Genomic DNA, 26,467 nt, shown 5'->3' with positions numbered 1-26,467 from the left:
CTCACTTCAGGTTCAGGAAGTCCGGCGAATCCGGGGACCCGGCGGCCGGCGGATGCTGGTGCGTGGTCACCTGGCCGGTGACGGGATCCCACGAAAGCTCCATCTGGCAGTCCTGGCACTGTGCGGGATCGAGCGGGGCGGCCGACCGGATCTCCGACGAGTGGATGTGCCCCAGCACGATCCCCTCGATGTCGCCGGTGTACACCAGCCAGTCGCCGTCGCCGAAGCGGACGGCCTTCGGCGCTTCGCTGCTGTCCACATAGTCCGCCGGATCGATGACGTCGAGCGGGGACAGCGCGAGTTCGAACAGGTAGATCGACTCCCCGTCGCGCAGCTGCCCTGCCATCTCCGGCGTGGTCGCGACCGACTTCGCCACCCGCTGATCCAGCGTGACCGACTGGAAGGCGTCGGCGTCTTTGAGCCGCTGGAGGTCGGCGGCCCTGGCCGCGGTGTACGCGGCCCGCGCGATGGCGTGGATCTGCGACTTCATCACGGGGGTGAACTTGTCGAACACCTTCGGCGACAACGCCTCCGGTCCGAGCTGGGGGTTCAGCTGCCTCGCCGCGTCCTCCAGATACCGCCGCCAGTAGCCGAATTCCCTTTCCCGCAGCTCCGTCGCGCGGACCGTGATTCTGGTCTGGTCGATGCGCTGGGGACCGCCGGGGGGATACAGCTCCCGCTTCGCGGTCGGCTTGTAGCTGTCGACCGGCTTCAGGACGGCCCATGGTCGCATCGTGGATGCTCGCGCGAAGGGCCGGATGTGGTTCGTCATCGCCTGACGTAGTGGCGTGTCGAAGATTTCACGGGTATCGAGCAGATCGGGCTGCCGCGCGCGGATCGCGTTCCCGAGGCCGGGGTCGGCGGTGGCCGTGCGCCAGGCGCGGCTGCTGAGACCGGTCTCGGCCTGGATCTTCGCGGCCGCGTCCTCGGTCAGCTTGAGCGCACGGTAGTACGTCGATGTCGGCAGCGAATCCGAGAAGGCGTGCCGGATCTCGAACACGGACTTGCCTGCCCAGGTGCCCTCTTGCGCGAACCGCACGAACGCGGCCCGGTGCGTCGCCGAGACGACGCCGGGATCGATCAGCAGTTGCCGGAAGTCACCGCTCACCGCGGCGCCGACCTGGCTGTTGAGGAGCTCGAGGTCACGCAGAATCGCCGCGGCCTGATCGCCGTAGCGCCGCGCGGCGTACTCGTCGTGATCCTCGATCCCGGTCGCGGCGTGCTCGAGCCACTCGCGACGATTCATCGTCGAGCTGCTGCGCAGGACCTCGAGCGCCCACACCGCGGGATCGGTCTGTGGCCGGCTGGACGAGGTGAGCTCGGTGGCATCGAGAGCGAGCGTGGACGTGAGTGCCTGTGCCAGTTCGTCTCCCGCCTGCGACGCTCCGTACCCTTCCGCGGTCGGCACGGCATGGTCCCAGCCGTAGGCCATCCGCGCGCCCATCCCGACCGACGACAGACTCTCGAACTGGTTGAGATGCCGCAGGGGCACCTCGATGCCGTCCGCGAACCGGTGCTCGGGGAGCCACCAGAACGGGTCGATCAGGCGCACCGCGGTGACGGTCCTCGCCTCGTCGGTGACGACACCGGCCACCACGTGCGCGTGCTGATGCGTGAGGTCGGTGTGGGGGTGCCTTCTGCCCACGTCGAGCCGACGCGTGGACAGCACGACGGTGTCGCCGCGCGCGAGCAGCTGCGCGATCCGATCACCCGCCCATTGCGCGACCGGCGAATCGGCCATCGGCGCCGCGGATTCCCACTGCCTCATCACGTCGAAAAGCGGCGCCAATCGCTGGGCGAGCGGATTGGTGTCGTCGAAAGCCCACGTGGTCTTCAGGAATTCGGCGAATCCGGTAGAGGTTCGCGCGTCTTGGCGACCGAGCCAGTCCCAGAATTCGGCCGAGGCGGCCTCCTCGGACAGTCCGAGGTTGTCGATCCGCTCCATTTCCCCGGCGGCGCGGTCCCAGGTCGACAGGTCCGACCAGCCGTCCATCCACGCATGCCACTCCGACTCCAGGCTCAGCAGCTCGTTCGCCAGCTCCGCGTCGCCGAGAATCCCCGCCACCAGATCCACGTCGAGCGACATCGGATGCGCGAAACCCATGTCGTCCACGGCGCGCTTGGACAGCGCCCGGCCGGTGCTGCCGGTCAGTGCCGTCGGCCACAGCGCGGCACCGGTGGCGCCGGGCAGTCCGCCCTCGATACCGGCGTATCCCTCGTGCTTGCCGGTGTAGATCGCCCATGCCTTCTCGATCACCGCGGGCCACAGCGGGTGACCGGTCTGGTGCGCCGCGTACGCCATGTCCGTGCCGACGGCGTAGAACCGGTCGTCCACCGCGATCCAGACCTCACGACGGACCGGATCCTCGAACGCCGAGGCGCGGGGCGCCGGACGCCCGCTCTCGTCGACGACCTCCTCGGTGAACCGCACTTCCCAGCCGCCGCCATCGCGCGGGCGGATCATCTGCTGCACCCACGTCGGATGTTTGGCGGCCAGGCCGATCAGGTCGGCCATCAGATAGCAGGTGCCGATATCGCCCTGCTTCACATCGGTGGCGGCCGGAAGTCCGCCGGTCCCGAACAGCGGGCCCGACACCCGGATGAGTACCGGTAGCACCACATCGGCGGCCTCGAGCACCGACCGATCGACCGCATGCCAGGTCGGCCCCGCTGTCCCGTCCGCCTCCGCGTACACCATGACCTGGTTCGCGGTGCCCGAGTCCAGCCGGACCGCGACCCGCGACCCGGCCTCGAGCTGCACCCGCTCCCCGTTCGATTCGAACTCGAGGTCGGTGCGAATCTTGATGAGCGCGGCCGGAAGCAGGTCCTGGCTGTCCGTGCCCTCCCGATGCGCCAGGATGGAATCGATAGCGGTCAACGGGACGTCCTGATCGGTCACTTCGTTCCGCGGCGACAGCACGGTGCGATCCGCCGCTGTTCCCGCGAGGTCGAGTGCCCCGTGGCCGACCACGGCACTGGCCCGCACCGGCCAGTAGGTCGGCGTCACGAACGCGTCCCACCCGTGCGCGAACCGGGTGCCCGGCCCGGCGGAACTCAGCAGCAGGAACTGGTTGAGGTGACGCACCGACACGATGCGTGACGGCGCGACACCGTTCGGGTGGTCGATCCAGTCGGTCGGGTCACGCAACTCCAGGGCGGTCGCGCGACCGTTCTCGGTCACCACCCGCGTCACCGCAAGGCCGTGCCCGGCCAGCAATCCGGTGTGCGGGTGGACGTTTCCGCTCCGCACGCGGCGCGTGCCGACGGTGACGTTGTCGCCGCGCGCGAGCAGCAGGGCGATCCGATCGGCGACCCACTGGGTGAGCACCGAGGACTCGTCGAGCGGCTGGCCGGATTCCCACTTCGCCATCTCGGTGTGCAGCACCGCGAGCGCGGGGGCCAGCGCCGCGTACCGGTCGACGCTGAGGACCTCGCGCAGGAAGATCCGCAATCCCGCCGAGGTGTGCGCGTTGTTGGCGTCGAGCCACTGGCGATACCGCGGTTCGTTCGGGTCGATCGCGGAGTTCGTTCCGTGCAGCGAGCGCCACACGCTCCTGGCCCGATCCCAGTTCGTGTGGTCGGCCCACCGGTTCATCCACTCGCGCCACGCGGGTTCCAGATCGAGGATCTCCGCGGCCTGCTCAAGCGCCCTGTGGTGTGAATCCTCGTCCTGCACACCGGGTCCCACGATCAGCTCGGCGAGCGCGTCCTGCCCGAGGGTGAGCGGGTGGGCGAAATAGTGGTCGTCCATGGCGCGCGAGGAGACCAGCCTGCCGTGCCTGCCGGTCACGGTCGGCGGCTCGAACGCGGCGGCGGTGGCGGCGGCGCTGCCGCCTTCGATGCCGACATAGCCGCGGTCCTCGCCGCCGCGGTACTTCGCCCAGGCCTTCTCGATCACCATCGCCCATAGCGGCATCCCCGACTTGCGTTGCGCGTAGGGACGTTCGGCGTCGTAGACATAGAAGTTCCGGTCTACCGTTATCCAGACTTCACGCCGGTGCAGGTCGTCGATCTGCTCGGTGAACCGCACATCGAAAGTGCCGTCGGCCATTTCGATGATCATGTCGTATATCCAGTCCGGATGCTGCTGGGCGAGCCCGATCAGATCCGCCATCAGATAACAGGTTCCGAACATCCCCTGCTCGACATCGAGGACCGAGGGCAGCCGGTCGGGGTCGAACAGGACAGTGTTCATCCTGACCACCTGCGGCACTTCGACCCCGCGTGAGGTCACCGCGCCCTTGTCGAACTGGTGCCACTGCGGCGTCGGGTTCTGATCCGACGCGGCCCAGAGCCAGACGTGGTCTTCGTGCACCCGCAGCGGGACCCGTGCCCCGCCGGCCAAGCGCACTCGGTGCCCACTGTAGGCGTCGAGCGAGAATCCTTGGCGCGGAACGTCGGTCGCGGCGGGCGGAAGCGCGAACTCCGACGCGGGCGGTGTGGTCGCGACGACAGTGGCGACCGGCGCCACCACCGTCGGCCGGGTGGACCGGCGAATGGGCGGAGCCACCGGCTGATTCACCGGCGCGTCGTTGACCGACATCGTCCACGGCGACGCGCTCGGGCGGGTCGAGCGGTTCGGGACCGGCGGCTCCGCCTGGGGCGCCCCGAAACCGATGCGCTGGGTGGGGAGATAGTCGTGGCCGTGCGCTCCCCAGCTGCCCGATCCGGCGGACGAGAGCATGATGAAGGCATTGAGGTGGGTCTCGGCCACGGTGATGAACGCGGCCGGGTCGTACATGCTCCGGCCGGGATCGACGACGACGACACCGGTGACGTGTCCGGTCGCGGCATCGGTGTTCACCCCGAGCACGGTGTAGGCGTGGCCGGTGAGCAAGCCGATGTTGCCTGGCGCGTTCTGGTCGAGATCGCCCCTGGTGCCCAGGACGACGGCGTCGCCGTGGTCGACGAGGTAGCCGATCCGGTCCAGTGCCCACCGGGTCAGCGCGGACCCGGTCGGCTGGGGGCGGCCGGAGTCCCAGTCCCGCATGGCGTCCCACAGTGCGGTCGCCCGCAGCAGCTGATCGAAGCCGGCGGGGTCCATCGTGGACTGGAGGAAGGCCCGGAAGCCTTCGGGCACATAGGGATTGTGTTCGCGGCCCGACTCGGTCTGGTTCTTGATGCGCTCGCGCCACGCCCGCTCGAGCCGCAGGACGTCGCGGGCGAGCGCCGAGCTGCCGACCAGGGCGGCCAGAGCGTCCTGGCCCATCGTCATGGGATGGGCGTACCCGAGATCGTCGGTGGCACGGAAGCGCGCGGGCCGTCCGATCGAGGTCCACGCGTGCATCGGCGCCAGGATCGCCGCGGTGGCCGCTGCGGTGCCGCCGCTGATGCCGGCGTAGCCCCGGTCGCCACCGACGTAGATCGCGAACGCCTTCTCGATGACGACAGCCCACAGCGGCACCCCCGGCGCGTGGAAGCCGTAGGCCAGTCGCTGGCCCGCACCGGATCCGACCGCGTAGAACCGCCGGTCGACCGTGATCCAGACGTACCCGGTTGGCCCGGTGAACCGCACCGCGAAGCCGCCGTCGCGTTCCTCGACCATCTGCTGGATCCAGTCGGGGTGGGTCGTGGTGAGGCTGCGGAGCAGGCTCTGCAGATAGCAGGTGCCGAGGCCGATCTGCCCCGTGTCACCCGCGTACGGGCGTCCGTCCTGGCCGAACAGGTCACCGAGGACGCGGACGACGTGCGGCACCGGCATTCCCGCGGCGGCGAGGGCCGCCGCGGGAACCAGATGCCACGAGGCCTGACCGGGTTCCCGGATCCACACATGATCGGGGTCGCTCATGGTGTGGCGCGCGGCGATGCGGGTGCCCGCGGCGAGGTGCAGCGGTCCGATCGCGGTCGGCAGGGTGGCCCCGGTGGGTGGGACCTGGATGTCGGCGGCGGGCAGCTGACCGACGGCGCCGGGCTCGTCGACGATCGCCGGTGTCACCGCCGACGGATAGAGCTGCGGTGCACCGGGATTCAGCTCTGGTCCGGCCACCAATCCATGGGCGTTCTCGATGATCGGCAGCGTGAAGCGTTTGCCGAGTTCGGTGTTCGAGTGCACATAACCCTGGTCCGCCAGCTCCTGCCGGGTCAGCTGGACCGTGATGCCGCGGCTGGGGTCGTAGAGCGTCAGCTGTGCGTCGGGATCGTTGCCCGCGGCGTCGTTCCACACGATCAGCACCTGTGCCCGTTCCCATTCCGTCTGCTCGTTGTCCGAGGCCACGGTCGGTTCGGGTGCCGCGGGCGGGCCGTCGGTGACCGCGCTGAGCCAGGTCGCCACCTGGTTGTCGAGGTCGGCGCCGACGGCTGCCGCGGGGAGCCAGATTCCGGCGTCGGTGTCGTACTCCCTGTCGTGCAGGCTGAGCTGAGCGTCGTGCTGGTCCTCGGCTTTGCGCACCGCGGCGACGGCTTCGAGCATCAGCAGTGGCCAGATCGGATCGGCGTCCGTGCCGGTGAAGTCCAGGGTGGTGAAGCGGTCGACCCGGACCCAGCGTGGACGGCCACGCACCATCAGCAGCACACCGAAATCCCGTCCCAGCGAGGTGAACATGGACACGAGGCGCTTCGGGTTGTGGGTGACGAGATCGCGAAGTTGTTCCAGCACCGCGGAATCGGGGGCGAGGTCGACGTGTGCCAGGTCGTCGATCGAGGGACCGGAGGTGCTGAACACGCGATGGGCGAGGCGGCGCAGCGGGCGCAGGCCGAGCCGGTCGGCCTCGTCGGCGGCCACCGATACCGGGGCGAGGTTGCCGCGGTACAGCAGCACCCGGTCCGGTGCCGCGGGGTCGCGCTCGACGCGAACGAATTCGTCGACCGACAGCGTGATCGGGCCGGTCGACGTGGGCAGGGTCAGGTCCCGCGCGAACCGCCCGTTGGCCGCGTCAAGGCGGTAGCCGTTGTCGTGCAGTGTGCGGCCGCTGACCCAGCCGGTCCCGTCCGCCCCGGTGACGAAGTAGGACCGCTCGCCGTTGCCGTCGGCGCGCACACGCGTCGGCAGGCCGCGATGCCGCAGGATGCCGCCTGGCAATGGTTGCAGCGAGGTCCCCGAAACCGTGGTGATGGTGAGAACTTCGCGCGGCCACACGCGGGAACCCCTGGTCTGCAACGTCGTCTCCACCAGCTGACTGGTCGCGCCGTCGGGCGCGATGGGCAGCAGCCTGCGCGCCGCGGTGGCCAGCGGTGCGGCCACCTGCTCGGGCGCCGTCCGGTCGCCCATCCAGTCCTGCTCGATCCAGCCCGGTTCGCTCGGGGTCCGCCCGGCGCCGACGTAGCGCAGGTGCCGGAAGTCCTCGGCCACAATCATTCTCGGTGCGACCGGCCCGGCGTCCGCGGGCTGCCCGCGCATCAGGTACAGCAGCGCCTGCCCATTGTGCTGCGACATGTCGAACCCGTACTCGCCGTTCGCGTCGGCCATCACGGTGAGCACGCCAGCCCGCACCTCGACCCACGCCGACGCGGCGGCCCGCCCCGCCCCGAGCAGGGACGCGGGGGTGATCGTCGTTCCGTCGAATTCGCCCGACGGGACCGCCCACATGTTGCCGCGCTCGTCCATCACCAGGATGGCGCGCCGGTTCATCGGCGACGGTGTCAGGTGCGCGGGCTGCTGGTGGCCACCGTGCGGGCTCGCCGCCCACAGGGTGTCGAAGAGGCTGCCGTCGGATCGGTACAGCAGGCCGTCGGGTCCGACGACGATGCGGCGCTTCTCGTACAGGCCGGCGGGGAGCGGGGGGACCGTCACCTCGGGGAGCGGTGCGACACCGGCGAGCACGATGTCCTCGGCGGCGGTTCGCCGTCCGGGCACCGGGGTGCGGGTGCCGGCGAAAACGGGCCCACCGTACGCGGGGGCGACACCGGATTCCGGTCCGTACTGTTGCGCGGCGAGTTCCGCGCCGTAGTCGGGTACTGCCCGCAGTGAGTCCAGCGCACGCGCGAGATCGGTCGCCTGCGCCGGTGTGGTGTCGTCGGTCGGCGCGGCGAAGGTGTCCTCTTCCTCCGCGAGCAGGGTGTCGAGTCCGGTCAGCGATATCACCCGGCCGTGCTGCGGCGCCATTTCGATGTGGCCGAGCAGGAATTCGGTCGCCTGGTGGTCGCTGATCAGTCCGTCGATCCCGCGTTCGTCCAGCACGACCGGCCTGCCGTCGAAATCGAGCACCCCGACCCGTCCCGCGGGGCCGCTGTGCAGCACGAACAGGTGCCGCGTCGCCGTGCCGAGCAGCATGATCTCCGCCCGATCGGCAGGGCGCCACTGCGCCGCCGCGCCGGAGAAGTCGGACCAGTCCCCGTCGAACCACTGGTCGAGGGCGTGTTCCCACAGTGGCGCATCGATGTTCGCCGAGGTGCGTGCCGACGCCACCGGCAGCGGCGGCAGCTCCTTGTCGAACCAATGATCCACGGTCCGTGGGGTCTTCGGGGTGCGCGGAACCGCGGCCAGGACCGCGAGCAGCCGTCGCGCGGCGGCACCGACCAGCCGGCGCGCGCCCTGGCGCTGTCGTGTCCCGCTCGGGTTACCGGGCTGCCCCGACGGCTGCTGGGTCACCGTCGCGAGGTTGTAGTGACCCCCGGCGACCTCGCGCCGGAGCAGATAGTTCCGCGTCCCGGATCCGGTGGTGTCGTGCGTCTCGACGATGTTCCCCGCGTCGTCCATCACCGCCAGGTCGATGCCGTACCGTCGCGCGGCGGCCACGACCAGGAAGTCGGCGGCATCATTGGCGTACGTCCCGTCGCGACGCAACGCCTCGACCTCGTCGGTGAACTTCCGCGCACGAGATTCGCCCTCGTCGACGGCGACGAACTGTTCGAATTCCGCGCGCTGGTCGAGCAGATAGTCGATGAGATCCGCGCGAATGGTCGCGTGATCCTGTCCAGTGATGGCGGAAATGGCACGGAAGAAGCAGTTTCCGTCAGCCGCGATGGAGACCACTTGCGCACCGGCAGGCAGCTTCTGGAGCTGATCGCGGGTGGGCGCGAAATCGGTCGTGGCGGTGTCGAATCCGAGGATTTCGGCGAATCGTGTTCTGTCGTAGGCCTTCTGAAGGAGATATGGCCACACCGGGCGCCCGTCCTCGACCACGGGCCGACCATCCGCATCCGGATGCAGCAGGCGGTCCACTTCCACCAGCACCGGACCGGCGCTGTCGGCGATCATGATGCGGTAGCGGCTCGCCGTGGCGCGGTCCTCGGCGTCGGCCATCACGAACATTTCGACGATCGCGCCCGGATCCCGCCGTGCCAGCTCGCGCAGCTGCTCGGTGAACTCCTTGTCGCCCAGCGACTCCGGGACATCCTCCGGGGCCGGACCTTCCGGCCCCCACAATTCGCCGTCGATCGGCTGCGCCGGGTACAGCCCGAACGTCGCGGCCTGGTCGGCCGACATCAGCCACGCGTCACCACCGCTGACGGGTTTGACCTCCACCAGCGCCGGATCACTGGACTGACGCACCGCATACCGCTGCCCGTCCTCCAGACCCCGGCCCTGATCGAGGAGCACCCCGTCCTCCGGCACCCGCACGCGCGGCGGTGTCGGCACGGCCACCAGGGTCTCGCGGTCGATCACCGCGTCCACCGGTGCGACGAACGCGGGCACGACCCACTCGTCGATCAACCCGGTGAACGACACCACCCGCCCGGTCACCTCGTGCTGCGAGGCCATCTCGATGCGGCCCACCAGGAATTCGGTCAGCTGGTGGTCGCTGATCAGCCCGCCGATGCCACGCTCGTCCAGCGCGACCGGCCTGCCCTGGAAATCCAGCGCCTCGATCCGGCCGGCCCGGCCGCGATGCAGCACGAACAGCTGCTGGGTCGGGGTGCCGAGCAGCAGGATGTCGGCCGGGTTCTCCGGCCGCCAGTCGGCGACCGGACCGGACGGCGCGGTCCACGCACCGTCGAACCACTGCTCCACCTCGACAGCCCATTCCGGCGCGGCCGGGGCGGGTTCGAGCACCTCACTCGTCGGCCGGGCCGCGGCGCTGACACTCTGATCGGGCAGTCCGCCGGAGGCGAACAGGGTGCCCGCACCGGTCGAACTCAGCGTGCGGAACAGGTTCAGTTCGTTGAGCGGAATCCGGAGGGCCACGCCGGGGCGGTGCGGATCGACCACGTCGACGTAGGTCTCCGCGCCGGACCGCTGGACGCCGCGCACCGAGTAGCCGTGGCCCGGAATGACCGGGGCTGTCGGGTGATAGGTGCGCGCGATGGTCGACCTGGTGCCGAGGGTGACCGTGTCACCCCGCGACAGCAGGAACTCGATGCGCGCGGCCAGCCACCGCGCCACGGTGGTGTCGGCGAGCTTGGTGTTCGCGAACCACGCGGACAGGTGCTGTTCGATGTTGCCGCTCGCGGACCGCCACTGCTTGCCGAGGCGTTTGACGAAGCCGGCCCGATTGTCGTCGTTGGTCCAGGCCTCCAGTGCCTCCAGCACCGCGTCGATCGTGCCGTTGTCGCCCAGCTGCGCGATCAGGTCCGCACGGGCGATCTCCGACAGCGGCACCGATGCCAGCTCGGGGCTGTCCAGCGCCGCGCGGACACGCTTCAGCTCAGCGTTCACTTCTTTCAGCGCCAGGGTCTTGAACGCGCCGCCGAGATCGTCCTGCGCGAGCCGCGCGGTGCGGAATTCGCGCTCCCAGTCCTGCATCATGCGCACGAATCCCGCACTGCCCGCGATGTCGATCATGGTGTCGTAGTCGACGAGGAACGGCAGCCGGGTCATGCTGAGCCGTTCACTCGCGGAGGGCTGGCTGCGGCCCGCGGTCCCCGGCAGCACCGGTGGACGCAGCGTCGCCATGGCGGCAGCCGAATTGCCACCGTGGATGCCCTGGTAGCCGGCCGCGCCGCCGCGCAGGATCGCGAAGGCCTTTTCGATCAGCGCGGGCCAGAACGGCTGATCCGGGTTCTGCACCGCGTAGATCATCGTGCCGTCGGTACCGCGATGGTAGAAGGTGTCGTCGACCCGGACCCACACCCAGGCGTGCGTCTGTTCGTCGTAGAAGCGCACGTCGTACATGCCGTCGAGGTGGTCGACCGGCTTGATCATGTCGGTGATCAGGCCGGGGTGGTCGGTGGCCATCCCGATCAGCGGCGCGATCAGATAGCAGTCACCGAGGCGGCCCTGCTTGGCGTCGCCCGGCTGGGGCAGCCCCGTCGGGCCGTACAGCGGCCCGCGCGCGCGTTCGGCCTTCACGTCGAGTCGCGCGGGTTCCACCGCGTACCAACCGAATTCGGAACCCGCGTGCAACGCCATCGAGTAGCGGGGCTCGCCGGAGTGCGGCCGTACCCGGAATGCCTTGCCGGGCAACTCGACAACGGCGCCCGCGGCATCGACGACCCAGCCCGGACTGTGCGGGGTCGGTGGGATGCGGGGCCTGAGCAGCTCCTGACCATCGGCCCGATTGAGCCTGCGGCCGGGCACGAACGCGGCGGCGACCATCTCGGGTGTCAGGACGGCGCTGCGGCCGTCCGGAAGCTGTACGCGCACATGGCCGTCCGCTTCCCGCGCGAGCACGGGCAGCGACCTGGCCGTCCGGATGGCGACCAGACGTTGCTTGTTGTCGCTGACCAGCAGCGTGCCCGGCTGGGCCGGAAGGTGTGCCGTGGTGACCGGCATCGGCCACTCCATGCCTGCGGGTGCGATGACCGCCGAGCCGTCCGGCATCGGGATCGCCGCCCGCTCGAACGCCGCGCTTTCCACCTCCGGGGTGTCGAACAGCGCGGCGAGTTCCCCCTCGTCCAGCAGATCGGCGACCGGATTCGGCGTGCTGTCCACCGCGACCGGACCACTCACGGGCAGCGCGGTGTCGAGCAGGAGCGTGCCGGCGCCAGGCAGATCCTCGACGTCGGCGATCGTCTCCGTAACGGGCGGTGCCAGTTCATCATCGAGCCCTGCGGCGACATCGTCCTCATCGGCGCGTTCGATGTCCTCGGCGAGCAGGCCGTGGTTGACCAGCGCCGCGGCCCGATTACCGAGCCGCTGCGAAACCATGAGGTCGTCGATCGCCGCCGCGTCATCGATGGTCCTGGCCGCCAGGTGCGCCGCGAGCAGGGCGTACGGCCAGATCGGGGTGGTGGCGAGGTCGGTCACCGCGGGATCTGCCGGGACGACGGTCGAGCGGTCCACCCGGACCCACCGCGGTTCACCGGCCACCAGCACGGCCACATCGACGTGGGTCAGGTTCCCGTCGCGGTCGCGGACAGGGCGCAGCATCGACGTGATCGCCGCCGGGTCGGCGACGAGCTCGTGCAGCTGCCGAACGGCAGCCCACTCCGGCAGTCCCGCAAGGTCTTCGGCAACCGGTCCGTGTGCACCGTAGAGGTCGCCGCCGAGCTGCTGTGGCAGGTGGATTCCGATCCGGTTCGCCTCGGCCGTCGCGAGCGAATACGTCCGATCGCCGACACGCACCGACAGGTGATCGGGCAGCCGCGGGTGCGGTTCGGCGACCACGGTCTGATGCTCGAACAGCACCACGTCGCCCGCGTCCAGCGTCTGGACGGTCACCGCGCGCGCATACCACCCGTTCGCCGCGTCCCAGCGATATCCCTTGGCGGCCAGTTCGGCCAGGGAGACGCGCAGGGTGCCGTTCGGTCCGGACAGCGAGACGAACCCGGTCCGCTCGTCCACGGTTCCGGCGACCAACAGGATCCCGCCCTCGAACGACGGCCACACCCGCTGACCAGCACCGGAAAAGTGGAACAGCGGTGGAAATTCGACGGCGAGCCGGGATCCGGGCGAGGTCAGTACCCGCCCCGCGGCCTGCGGACCGTTCGACGGCCGCGGCAGCGCCATCTCGATGTCCGCGGCGAACCGCGCCGGCGGGAACCGCGGCTCCTGCGCGGTCACCGGCGGGGCGGGATTCCCCAGCGCCGGTGCGTCATCGAACGGTGCGTGGAAGGCCTGCGTCAGCAGGGTGGGCGCCGCGCGCGGGGCGGTGTGGACCGGTACCCCGATCCCCGTTTCGTAGGCTCGCACCGCGCCGACCGCTTCCAGGAACAGCAACGGCCACGACGGCGTGGCGTCCGACATCATCGCCTGGATCACCGTGGCTCGGTCCACCCGCACATAGCGCGGTTGCCCGGCCACGGTCAGCAGCACATCGATGCCGATCACGTTGCTGTTGCTGACGATCACCCCGCCACCCCGGCTGAGCACGTTGCCGTGCTTGTCGACGTGGTTCGGGAAGAGCGCGGTGTGGACCGCGTCGACCGTCCTGATCGCGCCGCCGTCGACGACGACGTAGCGGACCATGTTCAGGATGTTCACCGGAGTCGCCGCGCGCGCACGCAACTCCTGGACCTCGGGCCAGTCCGGCAGACCAGCGAGGTCGGCGATCGTCGGCCCGCGTTCGCCGAAGATCGGCCGGTCCAGCCGTCGCGCCCGCCGCAGTCCGGCCGCCGCCGCCTGGTCCTCGGCGACCCACAGCGGCTCACCCTCGTTGAGCAGCCGGATCTGGCCCGGCCGGGTCTGCGGGGTCGGGTCGACCACGACCGGGAGCTGCGAGATCATCCCCTGCGCGCCGGACGGCAGTGTCAGCGCACCGGAGACCTGCGTGCCACGGGGCCGGATGAGCCCGAACCGCGCGGCCACCTGCTCGTCGATCCAGTGGCGCCGTTCGCCGACGTGCAGCAGCACATGGCCGGGGAACGGCCGCGGATCGACGACCACCCGCTGATGCTCGAACACCAACTCCCCGTTGGGTAGTGGGATCGATCTGGCCAGCCACTCGTGCACCGGATCCCAGTGGTAGCCGTGCGCGCCGAGCATCGCCATCGGCAGCTCGACGGTCCCGCTCAGACCGGTGACCCGTGCCATGTCGGTGCCGTCGGCGCTCAGGAACCGCGCCTGCAACGACAGGATGCCGCCGTCGAACGGTTCGACCACCGAGCCATCCGCCAGCAGCAGTGGCGCGTACCCGTACACGACCCTGGTCCCCAGCCCGATCGGGGCGAGCACCGGACCGGCCATCATGCCGTTGTGCGGACCGAACGGGTTCGACGCGGCAGCCGCCGCGTGCAGCACACCGAGTCCGGCCACCTCGTCGATGACGAAAGTGGGCGGCGTGATCTGCTCGTCCGCGATCGGGAAGGGCGCGAACAGTTCCTGGTCATCGTGCTCGATCACGTCGGTGTCCTCGTGATCGCTGTCGTCCCGCGTGGCCTCGTAGGCTTCGAGCACGAAGGCGGGCCAGGTCGGATGACCGGCCCAGGTCCCGTCCCGCGCGGGCCCCGGCAGCGCCGTCACCCCGGTGACCCGCACCCACTGCGGCGTGCCCTGCATCAGCAGGTGGACCGTGGCCGTCGTGCCGTCGCCGTCGACGCGGACCATGTCGCGCAGGCGGTTCGGGTCCTCGGCGGCCAGCTGCCGCAACTGGTGCACCGCAGGCGAATCCGGCAGGTGCGCCAGGTGATCGGCCAGCGGACCGACCGCGTCGGGCCATGGCGCACCACGGAGCTGGCTGAAGGCGGGCAGCCCGAGGTCGGCCAGCTCGTCGCGGTCGACAGTCACCAGGTCACCGTCGGCATCGAGGCGTTCCAGCTGGACGACACCGTTGCCGATCGGTGTCGGCAGGACCCGTTCATATCCGAACACGACATTCGAGCCGGTGACACCGGGTCGCCGGATGGGATAGCTGCGGACATACTCTACCGGGGCGTCCGATGTCCTCGTCCCCGCCGGGACCAGCGGAATCGGTCCGGCATCATCGGTTTCGACGGTTTCGGTGAAGTCGAAACGCATGACCGCCTGCCAGGAGGCGTCCTGGTTCTCGAGCACGCGGGCGGCGGCCAGCGCCTCGAGGAACATCGCACCCCAGACCGGCGCATCGGCGGGCCCCGTCCGCGGGAGCGCCGTGGAGCGCTGCACCCGGATCCAGGTCGGTGTCCCCGACACGGGCAGCAGCACATCCAATCCGGTGACGCGGGTATCGGATTCGGATCTCTCGACGACGGGGCGCAGCAGGCGCTCGAGCGCCGCCGGGTCGGCGGCCAGGTTCCGCAGCTGCCGTACCACCGGCCACTGCGGCAGGTGCCGCAGGTCATCGGCGAGCGGACGCCCGCCCGGACCGAACAGCGGACCGTCGAGGTCACGCGCGGCGAGCAGACCGAGCGGAGTCGCCGCTACCTCGGCGATCGGCGCCTGGTCGAGATCATCGAAGTCCCCGGCGGGCACGACGATCTGCGACCCGTACCGGTCGACGATGGCCGCCACCAATTCGTGCGGCACCGGGAAGCCGAATTCGTCGAGGTACTGGTCCAGCGGCGCGAGTTCCTGGTACTCCGGCGGAGCGAGGTCATCGGCCGGGTACTGCGGCGGCGCGGGGGCGGCCGCGCGCAGGGGCCGGTCGGCCTGGTCATCGACGGCGAACACCACGAACTGGTTGAAAAAGCGTGCGGGGACAGTAGTTTCGCGCCCGGCGTCGTCGGTCAGCAGTACCGCGGTGACCCGGTCGGTGTCGTCGACGAAGACGTTCGACACCTCATACCGGTAGTCGCCGAGCAGTCCGGTGCCGGTGGGGCCGGTGGCCCAGGTCGGCCGGGTGCGGACGAACAGCGCACCGCTGTGCTCGAACAGCCCGCGCAGTCGCGATCCGGCCGAGTCCAGCAGGGGGGACGCGCCGACCGGCGCATCCGATTCCCAGTCCGCGACAGCGTCGACGAGGCGCCGCCACGCCGCGTCGTACCCGGCCTGCTGCTCGGCGCCGACGAATTGCTCGTCCAGGAACGCGCGCAAACCCGTGGTGGTCGAGACATCGTTGGTACGAACCCAGTTCGCGAACTCCGCCTCGGTCATATTCGCCGTCAGCGCGTCGAACAGGGCAGGCCAGCGTTCCGACACCGCCGCACCGGCGGCGAGCAGGTGGGTGCGCAGCTCCCGCAGTGACCGTCGCAGCTGCGGCTGGTCTCCCGTCGATATGCGCAGCTCGGCTTCGAACCGATGGTCGTCGGCGATGACCTCACCCTGTTGCAGCCACGCGAGGACGACGTCGACCGTCTGCACCGGGGTGCGCGCGGCGGCCCGCGCGGCCCGCACGGCCTCCAGGACGGGCAGCGCCCGCGCCACCATCCGCCTGCTCGACCAGTCGTCGCGCAGGCCCGCGATCACGGCGGCCGCGCCGGCATCGCCGAGCACGGTCGCGAGCTCGGGCGCGCTGAAGGTCATCGGGTGCTCGTCGATCCGGTATTCGGTGCCCCTGCCCGCCGACGCCCATTCACCTGTAGGACGCAGCGCGGCAGCCACATCCACGGCCCCGGCACCGTAGGCACCCTCCAGGGTCTGCCACGCCTTCTCGATCACCAGCGGCCACAGCGGCCGATCCGGTCGGTGCGCGCCGTAGGCCATCGCGCCGTCGTAGGCGGGGAACAGGCGGTCGACGGCGACGCGGATCGCGCGGCCGTCCTGCCCGGTGAACCGCACCTCGTACGCGCCGTCGAGGCGCTCGCGGACCATGCGGCGCACCCAGCCGGGACGTTCGCGGGCCAGCTCACGCAGCAGGTCCGACAGGCGCTGGTCGCCGGCATGCCGACGATCGTTGTCCCGCAGCACATCCCGCTCGCCGGGAACACCGGTGAACAGGCGGCGCGTGACCGGCATCGAGACCAGTACGGGCACGGCGAGGCCGGGGTCCGCCGCCGGGAGCCCGTGCAGTGCGCGGTTGACCGGTTGGTCGATGCGGCGGGTTGGCCGGTCGTGGATCTCGCCCGGATTCGTGCGCCACCGATGGTCGTGGACTTCGAGCGTGTGCGGCGGCGGGGCAGCGCCGGCGCGCACGAGCACGGTCCTGACGCCGTGGAATCGCGACACCGCCGACGCCAGCCGCTGTTTGCCGTCCGCTGCGGTGTCCTTCGCCCAATTCAGGGCGGAGGCAGTCGATTCGGGCCCGAACGCCCCGTCGTAGGCCATCCAGACGACGACCGCGGTACTCGCGGCGAGACTGTCGTGTTCGGCGGCGGTGTACAGGTCCATGCCGGTCCGCAGACCCCGCCACTGCTGTGGCCGCCCGGCCGTCCGCTCGCCGGGCACATGCCACGCCACCGTGTCGGCACGGTCGGCGTCGCCGTAGCTGAGGACCATCGAGCCCGCACCGTCGAACGCCTGCGGCCGGAAGCTCAGCAGGTACACCGGTGGCGCGGCGATACCGGACAGCTCGGCGCCGCGGCGCGCGTAGTCCTCGGCCTGGGCCAGTCCCCGGCTCGCCTGCGACACGAACAGGTGCAGCGTGCGCTCACCGGCGGTGAATTGACGCTCGCTCTGGACACGAGCGAGCCGGTCCAGTTCCGCGGTGAGGTAGGCGCGGTTCATCTGGTCGCGGACGGCGGCCGGGATGCCTGCCAGGTCGCGCAGCTTGTGATGCTTGGTGGTGAGGCGGTATTGCGCGTCCTGCGGCAGTTCGGCGAAACGCAGGTCGTTCCACCATCTTTCGCCGTGCGCGGTCCACCAGTCGATGGTCTTCTCGGCGCGCTGGACCGAACTCGGCAGGAGGCCGAATCCGGGCAGTGCGGGCGGGGCGGTGAACCGCGCGGTCTCCCCCGCCGCCGGCCTGCGCCGGAACGGGTTGGACACACCGAGCAGATCCCCCGCTGGTGCCGGCGCGGCCACCGTGGACGACGACGCGGCGGTGACGTTGGGGGCGCCGAAGGCGAACAGCGTGCCTGCGCCCGCGGCGCTGATCGTGGTGAACTGGTTGAGTTCGTCGAGCGGGACGCCGATTTCGCGGTCGTATCGCGGGTCGCGGATCACCACGCGCGTCGCCACGCCGGATCGGTCGACCCGGACCACCGAGTAGGCGTGTTTGGCGGTCAGGACGCTGCTCGGACGGTAGGTGGCGCTGTCGAAGGCGGCCTTGGTGCCCAGGCTGACGGTGTCGCCACGCCGGACCAGATGGTCGATGCGGTCGGCCATCCACTGCGCGACGGTGGTGTCGGACAGCTTGGTGTCCGATTTCCACGCGTCGAGATGCTGTTCGAGCGCCCGCCGCGGGCCCTGCCACTGCTCGGAGAGGAACGTACTGAATCGGTGGTGGCCCAACGTATCGTCGTCGGCGTCCCAGTCGGCCAGCACCTCGAGCACCGCGTCGGCCAGCCCGTCGCCGCCGAGGATCTCCGCGACCGCGGCGCGGTCCATATCGGCCAGCTCCGACGGACGGACCTGCGCCCGGCGCAGCCGGTCGCCCGCGCGGGTCGCGGCGGTCTTGACCTCCTTGTCGAGGAACACCAGGAACTTGTCCCTGGTCTGGGCCACCGTGCCGCGGCCGAGCGCGGCGAACCTGGACTCGGCGTCGAGGACCATCCGCGCGAACCCGGACCGGCCGAGCAGGTCGGCGAGGGTGTCGCGGTCGAGCTGGAACGGATCGGCGAACATCGGCTCGTCGACCGCACGGGTCGGCTGGGCGCGTCCGGTCGCGGGTCCCGGCAGCGTCGGCGGCCGCAGCATCGCGGCGGTCTTTCCCGGCATCCCGAGGTCGAGGCCGTGGTAGCCGTGGTCGCCACCGTGGAACACCGCCCACGCCTTCTCGATCACCGCCGCCCACAGCGGCTGATCGGCGCCGTGCACCGCGTAGGTCATCGTCCCGTCGGCGTTGACATAGAAGGTGTCGTCGACGGTCACCCACACCCAGTCCGTGGTGTCCGGGTCGTAGAACCGGACCCGGTACACCGGCTGGCCGTCGACGACGGCCGGGGCGATCATGTCGGTGATCAGGCTCGGCGTGTTCGAGGCCATGCCGAGCAGGTTCGCGAACAGATAGCAGTCCGCGGCCGAGCCCTGCAACACATCGGCGGGCCGGGGCACCTCCACATCGCTCGGGTAGAGCGGGCCATGCGCGCGGCGCGACCGCACGCTGCTGCGGTCGGCGTCGACCCGCAGCCAGCCCACCGACGGTCCACCGAAAACCTCCATGCGGGAACGGCTTTCGTCGGCGTCGTGATAGGGCCGGACGAACATCGGCGCGCCCGGCAGTACCTGCGCGTGACTGTCGGCGTCGAAGGCGACGACGCCCGACACCTTCGGCACGAGCTGCCACGACCCGGCGGCCGAACGGACCTGGTCGAACGCCGTCGCGATCAGCGCGTTCGGCAGCAGCACCCGGCCCGCGCCCGGCACCTCGACCTCGCGGAACGAGGCATCGACATTGTCGTCGACGGCCAGGCGCGCACCCGGCGCCACCGGCACCAGATGACCGGTGACATCGCTGATCAGCAACCCCGGATTGTCGATCTCGGCGACGGTGACCGGCATGACCGGCTTGGTCGCCGCGGGCGGCTCGGGCCGGGTGTCACCGGGACCGTGCACGGCCGCATCGAATTCCGGCTGCGCGGACCAGTGGTCGTCGTGCTCGGCCGGAAGCTCGTCGCCGCTGCGGACGGGAGCGTGGATCGCCGGGCTGGTGACAGCCGGATCGATCAGGGTCCGGTCCTGCGAGCTGGTCGACATCGGGAGCCGGACGCTGTCCGCCAGCTGCTTGGCGGCATTGCGCGCCTGCAGGTCCGGCACCGCGTCGTGCAGGACGTTCTCCGCCGCGTCCCGCTCGAGCAGGGCCGCAGTGCGAGCGCGGGCCGCCGCCTCCTCGGCCGCTTCGGCCGCTGTTCGCGCGGCCTGCGTCTCGCGCACCGCCTCGGCGGCATCGCGGGCGACCCCGGCCGCGGCGCGGGCGGCCGCGTCGGCCGCGTCGGCGGCCGCCGCGGCGGCATCGCGGGCCTCGCGCGCCGCGTCGCGCGCGGCTTCGGCGGCGGCGACACCGGCGCGGGTGTGCCCGCCCGCCCGCTCGGCGGGTGGGGCGCGGTCGGCGGAGTCGGCGACGGCGAGGGCGGCACGGGCGGCCTCGTAGTCCGCGTTCGCGGCGTCGCGCCGGGCCGTGGCGGTCGTCGACTCGGTGACGAGATGCCGGTGGTCGGTGTCGGCGGTGTCGCGGGCGGCCACGGCCGCGTCGTGCGCGGCGACGGCGGCATCGAGGTCAGCGGCCGACCTGGTGTGGGTGGCCACGGCCGCGTTGTGGTCGGCGACCGCGTCGCGGTACTGGATCACCGAGATCTGGTGGTCGGGCGAGTGCGCGAACAGCTCGTCGTCGGCGGCCATGTAGTACCGGGCGCTGCCCTGCTGACCGTTGCGCGCGGCGCGGCTCTCGGCCTGGATGTCGATATCCCGCAGATCCGACTTGCTGGTCACCAGCACGTGCAGACCGCCTGCCTTGTCGATCAGCTCGTCGATGAAGATGTCGACGCCACGACCACCCTGCCGGTTGATCAGCAACACCGACCCGGATTCGCCCGCGACTTCGAGCAGCTTCAGCAGATTGCCCTCGGCATGCTCACCCCACGCGAGGAACTGCTCGGCGTCGACTCGCGTGTGTTTCACGGTGGGCCCCAACAGGTCCGACACCGCGGCGACCTCGCTGTTGCGGTTGGCGATCATCAGAATCGGCCGGGGTGTCGGGTCGTCGCGATGGGCGCCGATGATCTCGTCGGCGATCATGCGATGTTTGGTCGGCTGATCCACCGCCGTCACCGGGTCCAGAATCGTCAACCGCGATTCCTTGTTCCGCGGAATCGACACGATGTCGGGCGCGCCGAGCTGAGCCAGCACCGCCGCCGCACCGTCCGGTGTGCCCGACGCACCGGTCACCTTGTCGTAGTACTGCGCGAAGAACTCCTTCGCGGTCATGCTCTGCGCCGAACCGGTGTCGCTGCGGATCGGCAGACCGTGCTTGGCTTCGATCGCCTGCGCCAGCCCACCGTTCCACCGGCTCTCGGTCGAGGTCTTCGCATCGGCCATCACCTTGTGGCTGATCTTGTCGATGATCACCACCCGCTGGTTCTTCTCATCGATGACATAGGAGTCCTTCTCGGGGTACTCCCAGCGCGCGGTCGCGGCCATCTCCACCGCCTGCAGCTGCTCGGCGAGCTCCTGCGGATCAAGCGCTTTCGACCCGCGAGGCCGCAACAACTGCTCGACGACCTTGACGCCCTCGGGGGTCAATTTCGCCGGACCCACCCGCTCATCGGTCTTGCCGAAATGCTCGAGGGTCAGCGTCCCGTCCGCCAGATGCTTCGACAGGAACTTCTGCGCGGCATTGACCGTCGTCGCCACGTGCTCGGACGCGACACCGCCGCGGTCGGCGAGAATGAACGAGCTCGAACCGCCGAGCGCCTCATCGATCTCGTCGATCAACGCGCGCTTGCCCGGCACCTCGATCCCCCGCATCCGGCCGAACACGCCGTCGCTGACGGTGCCGATGTAGATGGTCGGCTTCGGCGGCGCGGCCGGGTCGAGATCGGGAGTGAGACCGTCGGGCAGACTGTCCGACCGCAACCGGCCGATCTCGAAACCGTACTTCTTCAACGTCTTCGAGAAGTCGGCGAACGCCTTGTCCGCCAACGTATCCCGCGTGGTGTAGACGTGCACCGGACCGTCGCCCGAGGACGCCATCAGCATGGCTGTCGCCATGAACACCAGTGACTTGCCCTCGCCCGCGGCCATCCGGATCGGCCCGGTGTGCATGGCCATCGTGCCCATCACCTGGGTCTCATAGGCATGCTTGCCGTCCTCGCGCAGGATCAGCTCCACCGCGGCGCCCACCGCCTTGCGGTAGTCCTCGGCCCTGGCCGGATCGTCGTGCGTGGCCGCACCCTTCAGCAGCTCGGTGAGGTCGTCGGTCGTCAGCTTGGACCAGTCGCCGACCTGTCTGCGGTGCTGGTCGAGGATCTCGCGGGCCTGGTCCTCGAAGTGCTTGGCCGTTGCCGCCGGATCCTTCGGCGGTACGGGCGCCGAATCCTGTTCCGGCGACCCGCCTTCGCGCGGTGGCACAGTGAGCAGATCACGGTCGCCGCCCTCGCCCGATCCGTCCCGGCGTCCCGCCGCACCCAGCGCGTCGTCGCCGTCGCCGTGGTCGGGTCGCGAGGTCTTCTTCACCACGATGTCGGTGTCGGCGGGCACCGCGAATTCGGTCAACCGCGGATCGGACAGGACATCGGTGATGTCGCCGGTGAAATCCTTTTCGACCACACCGTCGCCGTCGTCCGACAGCCGCCGCCACCGGCTGTTCTCGGTGGAGGTCCCGTCCCCGGCGGCCCGCCAGATGTAGTGCGCGGTCGTCTTGTCGCCGAGCACGGCGACCGTGACATTCGTGATGTCGGCGTCGGCCCAGTCGGCCTTCGACAGCGTCTTCGGCTCATCGCCCAGGTCGGCGATGTCGTCCCACTTCACCCCACCCTGGAGTGGCCCCTCGGTGTCGTGCTCCTTGTCGGCGCTCCCGGCGTTCTCCGCATTCTCGGCCGGTGATTTGACCGACGGAATCGGTTCCGCCGCATACCAATTCGCCTTGTCCTCGGCCGAATACTTCCGGCCACCACGGTCGAAGTGTTCGACGGTCTCGTAGAGGCCGAGATCGGTCAGCACCTTGCGCGTGCGCGCCGGGGCGATCTCGTAGGCGCCCGCCCAGTCCAGGACCGCGGTCAGCTTGCCCCGGACGAACTGCGCCTGGAACGCCGCGTAGACACCGGCATTGTGGAACGACTCGTGCTCCGCGTTGCTGATGTACCAGTTCCCGTCGTGGTCGACGACCACCGTGCGCATCGTCGGCGCCTCGTTCTCGCCCCACCGCTTCAGCAGCGGACCGTAGCGCGGCATCGTCTTCGTGATGTCGCTGTCGTCCCCGACCATGTTCTTGACCGGCGTCACCTCAGGCGGCGTCTTGCCTGCCTTACCCTTCGGCTCCTCCGCCGAATCACCCGATGTCGTCGACGCGGCGGGCTTCTTCCCGACCGGCGGTTCACCGTCGCCGTCGCCTGCCTTCTTCCAGGTCAGGTCGTCGCCCAGGGTGAAACGGTGCTGTGCCCGTTCCTTCTCCGTGTACCAGTGCACATTCCGCGACAGCAGATTCGGCTTGCCCGCCACCGGCCTCCCGTCGGCGTCACCGTCCTTCGCACCCGAGGGCTCCCACCCGTAGTGGTCACGCACGGACAGATCGTTGCCCTGATGCGCCCGGTACGGCTCGTGCGGCACGGCCGAGGACGGCCGGTTGCTCAGCCAATCCCGGAACTCCGTCAACGGCATGATCTGGTGGATGAACCCGCGCAGACCGGGCCAGACCGGCGAGGTCAGGCTCGAATCGACCATCCGCCAGCGCTCTTCGGTCAGCGCCCGCCACAGCGCCGAGCCTTCCTGCCCCTTTGCCGGTTCGGTCACCTTGTCCCCGGCGACCGAACCGGCGTCGGTCTTCTCGGGGACCGGCACCGTCTCCGACGTGGCGGCCGTCGCGGTCGACCGGCCGGTGGCATCGGACTTGAAGCTCTCCGCCGTCCGGTAGCTGCGCGCCGTCTGCTCACTGCGCACGGACTCCGCGATCGACTTCGGGCGTTCCGGTGTCTTCGGCGCTTCTGGTGTCTTCGGCGTCTCCGGCGTATTCGCCACCGGTCGCGTGACCTGCGATCCGTTGTCGGCGGACGATTTGGTCGGCACCGGGGCGGTGTTCGTCTTGGTCTGCACCACCGAGCCGTCGGTACTACCGGAGAAGGCGGACGCGGTCGACCGCGCGACCGGCGCCGACGGGGACGGGGACGGGGACGGCTGCGCATGACTGCCGCCCGATATCGGAGAGCTGCTCGACGACGGCGACGAAGACGACAGATTGGCCACCGTCGACGGCTTCGCGACCGGTGCACCAGCCTGCTGCCCGGTGTTGGACAGACCCACGTCCGAGCGACCGGCGGCGGTGGACTGCGATGCGGAATGCGTCGCCGCCGACGCGCCGGGGGCGACATCGGACACCTGCGAAAGTTTCGGCGAGTTCCCATTCTCGGCGGTCAGCGACGCACCGGAACCCTCCATCGGCGTCGCGACATGCAGATTCCCCGTCTTGTCACCGTAATTCGACCCGGTGTCGAGCATCTGCAGGCCGTCGGAGGTCGAGGTCGAGCTGTACAGCGACGTCGTGTCCCGGTTGCCGTTCGCGCCGAGGTCGTGGCTCGTCGACGTCGACGCCGAATCACCCTCGCCGACATCATGACCCAGCGCCGACGACTGCTGATCGTGCTGGACCGAGCCAGCGCCGTCGCCGGAGGAATGCACCGAGGCGTTCGACCCGGCACCGTCGCCGGTGGAGTGCACCGACGCGTTCGACCCGGCACCGTCACCCGTGCGCCCGATCGACGACCCGTCCACCGACGGGGAGCTCACCTTCGAGTGCGGACTCTCCGGCGCCAACCCGGCGTGACTACCGCCGGGCGCCAGCGAGGGCGGCCCAGCACCCAGCGACCCGGCGGACAGCTTCGGGTTCACATCGATGTGCACGGAGACCTTCGGCGCGCGCACACCCCGCGCGCCACCACTCAACCCGGCGCCGAAACCCGAGGCGAACATGCGCGGGTCCAGTTCGAACGGCTGGCCGTAGATGATCTGATTGGACAGGCCACCACCGATCATGCCGCCGATACCACCGACGCCACCGGCGACGAACCCGGTCGCGATCCGCTGCCACATCTTGTCGAACGCCGTGCCGGTGAACTGCTTGCCCAGCTGCTTGAACAGATCCCCGCCGATCTTGCCGAACAGCCCACCGAACGCACCGCCCATGAATCCGCCGAGCGCGTACGCGCCGAAGGACTGGGTGTCGAAATTCTCGCGGTGGCCCGCCGCCATCTGCCCCGCCTGCAGCAGCGAGTTCAGCACCATCTGGATCAGCATGGCGCTGATCGCGGCCTTGAGCATCTCCATCAGCAGGACCTTGAGCCACTGGAAGATCAGTTTGTACAGCGCGATCTTCACCGGCGCCAAACCGGCCGTGACCGGATTCGACAGCGCCCAGGCGATCTCGATCACCAGTTGCAGCAAGCCGATGATGATCATCCACTTGTTTTCCTCGATCGCGCAGCCGACCTTGTCGCACGATTTCGAGATCTGCGTCATCGCCTCGGCGATCTTCTGCAGCGACACGTCCTCCGACTCGTCGGTCAGGCTCTTCAAGGTCCGCGCCAGCGTCGAATTGTCGCTCTGCGACGAGTACGCCCCCAGGATGTCCTTGACGACCTCCTCGACATCGGCGACCACACCGGCCAGCCCCGTGCCCGCCTCCTCCCACGCGTCGGCCAGCGCGAACATCCCGTTCTCGCTGCCCTTGGGCCAGGCGCCACCGGCCACCCACGAGAGGAACTGGATTTCCTCGGGCAGCTTCAGATCCGATGCCGATACGCCGGACATCTACTGCCGCTCGCTGTTTCGCCATCCGGCGCGGGTCCACGGACCGCCGCCGGTGCTGTCGATGTCGACTTCCTCCGCCGCCGGCGTGTCCTTGCGCCGTTCGCGCCGCTTGTCCTTGGGGTCGCCGGTCGACGCGCCGCCCGGCGCGCCGGATCCACTGCCCGGCATGCCCGGCATCATCGGGGTGCCCGCGACGCCCGCACGGCCCTGGTTCGCGCCCTGGCCGGACTTGCCTGCCAGCTTCTCCCCGTCGAACGCACCGGTCGGCCGCGACAGCGGGTTACCCAGCGGCGCACCGCCTTTGCCCGGCGTACCGCCGATCGGCAGCCCGGACTTGTCCAGCGGCTTGCCTGTCACCGGGTCGATCGCCTTGCTGTCGTAGGGGCTCAGACCCGGCCCGTACGTGCCGGGGCCGAACAGGGAGGTGGGGTCCGCCGATGGGTCGACGGCCTTGTTCGAGGTGCCGTCCAGCTCGGCGGTGAGCGGCGAGTTCGGGGTGCTGCCGGACAGATTCGACAGCGGCGGCGTGTCGGTCGAGCTGGACTCGGGTCCACCCAGCCCTGCCTTCATGCTGCCGAGGTCGGGGGCCGCCCCGCTTCCGCCGAGGCCGCTGTTGCCGAGGTCGGGGCCGCTGCCGCCCTTCGAGTCGAGCTGCGGGCCACCGCCACCGCCACCGTTGTTCCCGTTGCCGGAGTTCCCGCTGCCGTCCTTGTCCTGATTCCCGCCGGGCGGGGGAACCTGATTCTTCTTGTTGCTCGGATGGTTCGGGTCGGAGCTGAGCGGACCGGTATACTGTCCGGGGTCGCCCTTGGCGTCCTCGTTGACGTAGTTCTTCAGAATCCAGTTGGCGAACAGGTCCTCACCGGCGGAGAACCGCTTGCCCGCTTCCTCGAGACTGCGGCCGTAGTTGATCAGCAGCTGCCCGTAGATCGGTACCGCGCCCTGGGCATCGGGCCCGGTGCTGGCGTTGCCGAGCAGCCCTTCCTTCGCGGTCAGGTAGCCGTCCTTGCCGTCGGCGAACTGGTCACCCAGTTCGTCGTCGCCCCACGGTGTGCCGAGGCGGGCGAGGTCGCCGCTGAGTTTGTTCATGATGTCGAACAGCCCGCCGCTCGCGCTCGGCAGGTCGGCGAGCTGTTTGCCCTTGGCGATCAGCACCTCGGCGTCGACTTCAACCTTGCGGTTGTTCGACTGCGATTCGCCCATCACCATCCCTCGCTCACTGTCCCTGCGGACCCGAAAGCCCGTGCCGCACGCCGCATATCGTCACGCGTGAGCGCGCGGGCCGAGCGCCGGGAGGGCAGA

Annotated in this window: 2 protein-coding genes; both read right to left on the bottom strand. The window is 70.0% G+C overall.

The window, feature by feature from the left end:
* Window position 1 precedes the first annotated feature (1 nt).
* Window positions 2-25,165: a C2 family cysteine protease gene (locus NV348_RS32340; protein ID WP_447150273.1), complete on the bottom strand. Its 25,164-nt coding sequence runs from the start codon at window positions 25,163-25,165 to the stop codon at window positions 2-4.
* Complete coding sequence (locus tag NV348_RS32335; RefSeq protein ID WP_447150272.1) at window positions 25,166-26,368, bottom strand: hypothetical protein; 1,203 nt, start codon at window positions 26,366-26,368, stop codon at window positions 25,166-25,168.
* Between the last annotated feature and the right edge of the window lie 99 nt (window positions 26,369-26,467).

It is taken from the genome of Nocardia fodinahabitans (assembly GCF_052983615.1).
Note: the sequence above shows the minus strand (reverse complement) of the source record. Positions and strands in the feature narration are given on the sequence as shown.

Bases quoted from the DNA above. Each gene is read 5' to 3' on its own strand.
- NV348_RS32340 (WP_447150273.1), bottom strand. From the start codon at position 25,165: ATGTCCGGCGTATCGGCATCGGATCTGAAGCTGCCCGAGGAAATCCAG.
- NV348_RS32335 (WP_447150272.1), bottom strand. From the start codon at position 26,368: ATGGGCGAATCGCAGTCGAACAACCGCAAGGTTGAAGTCGACGCCGAG.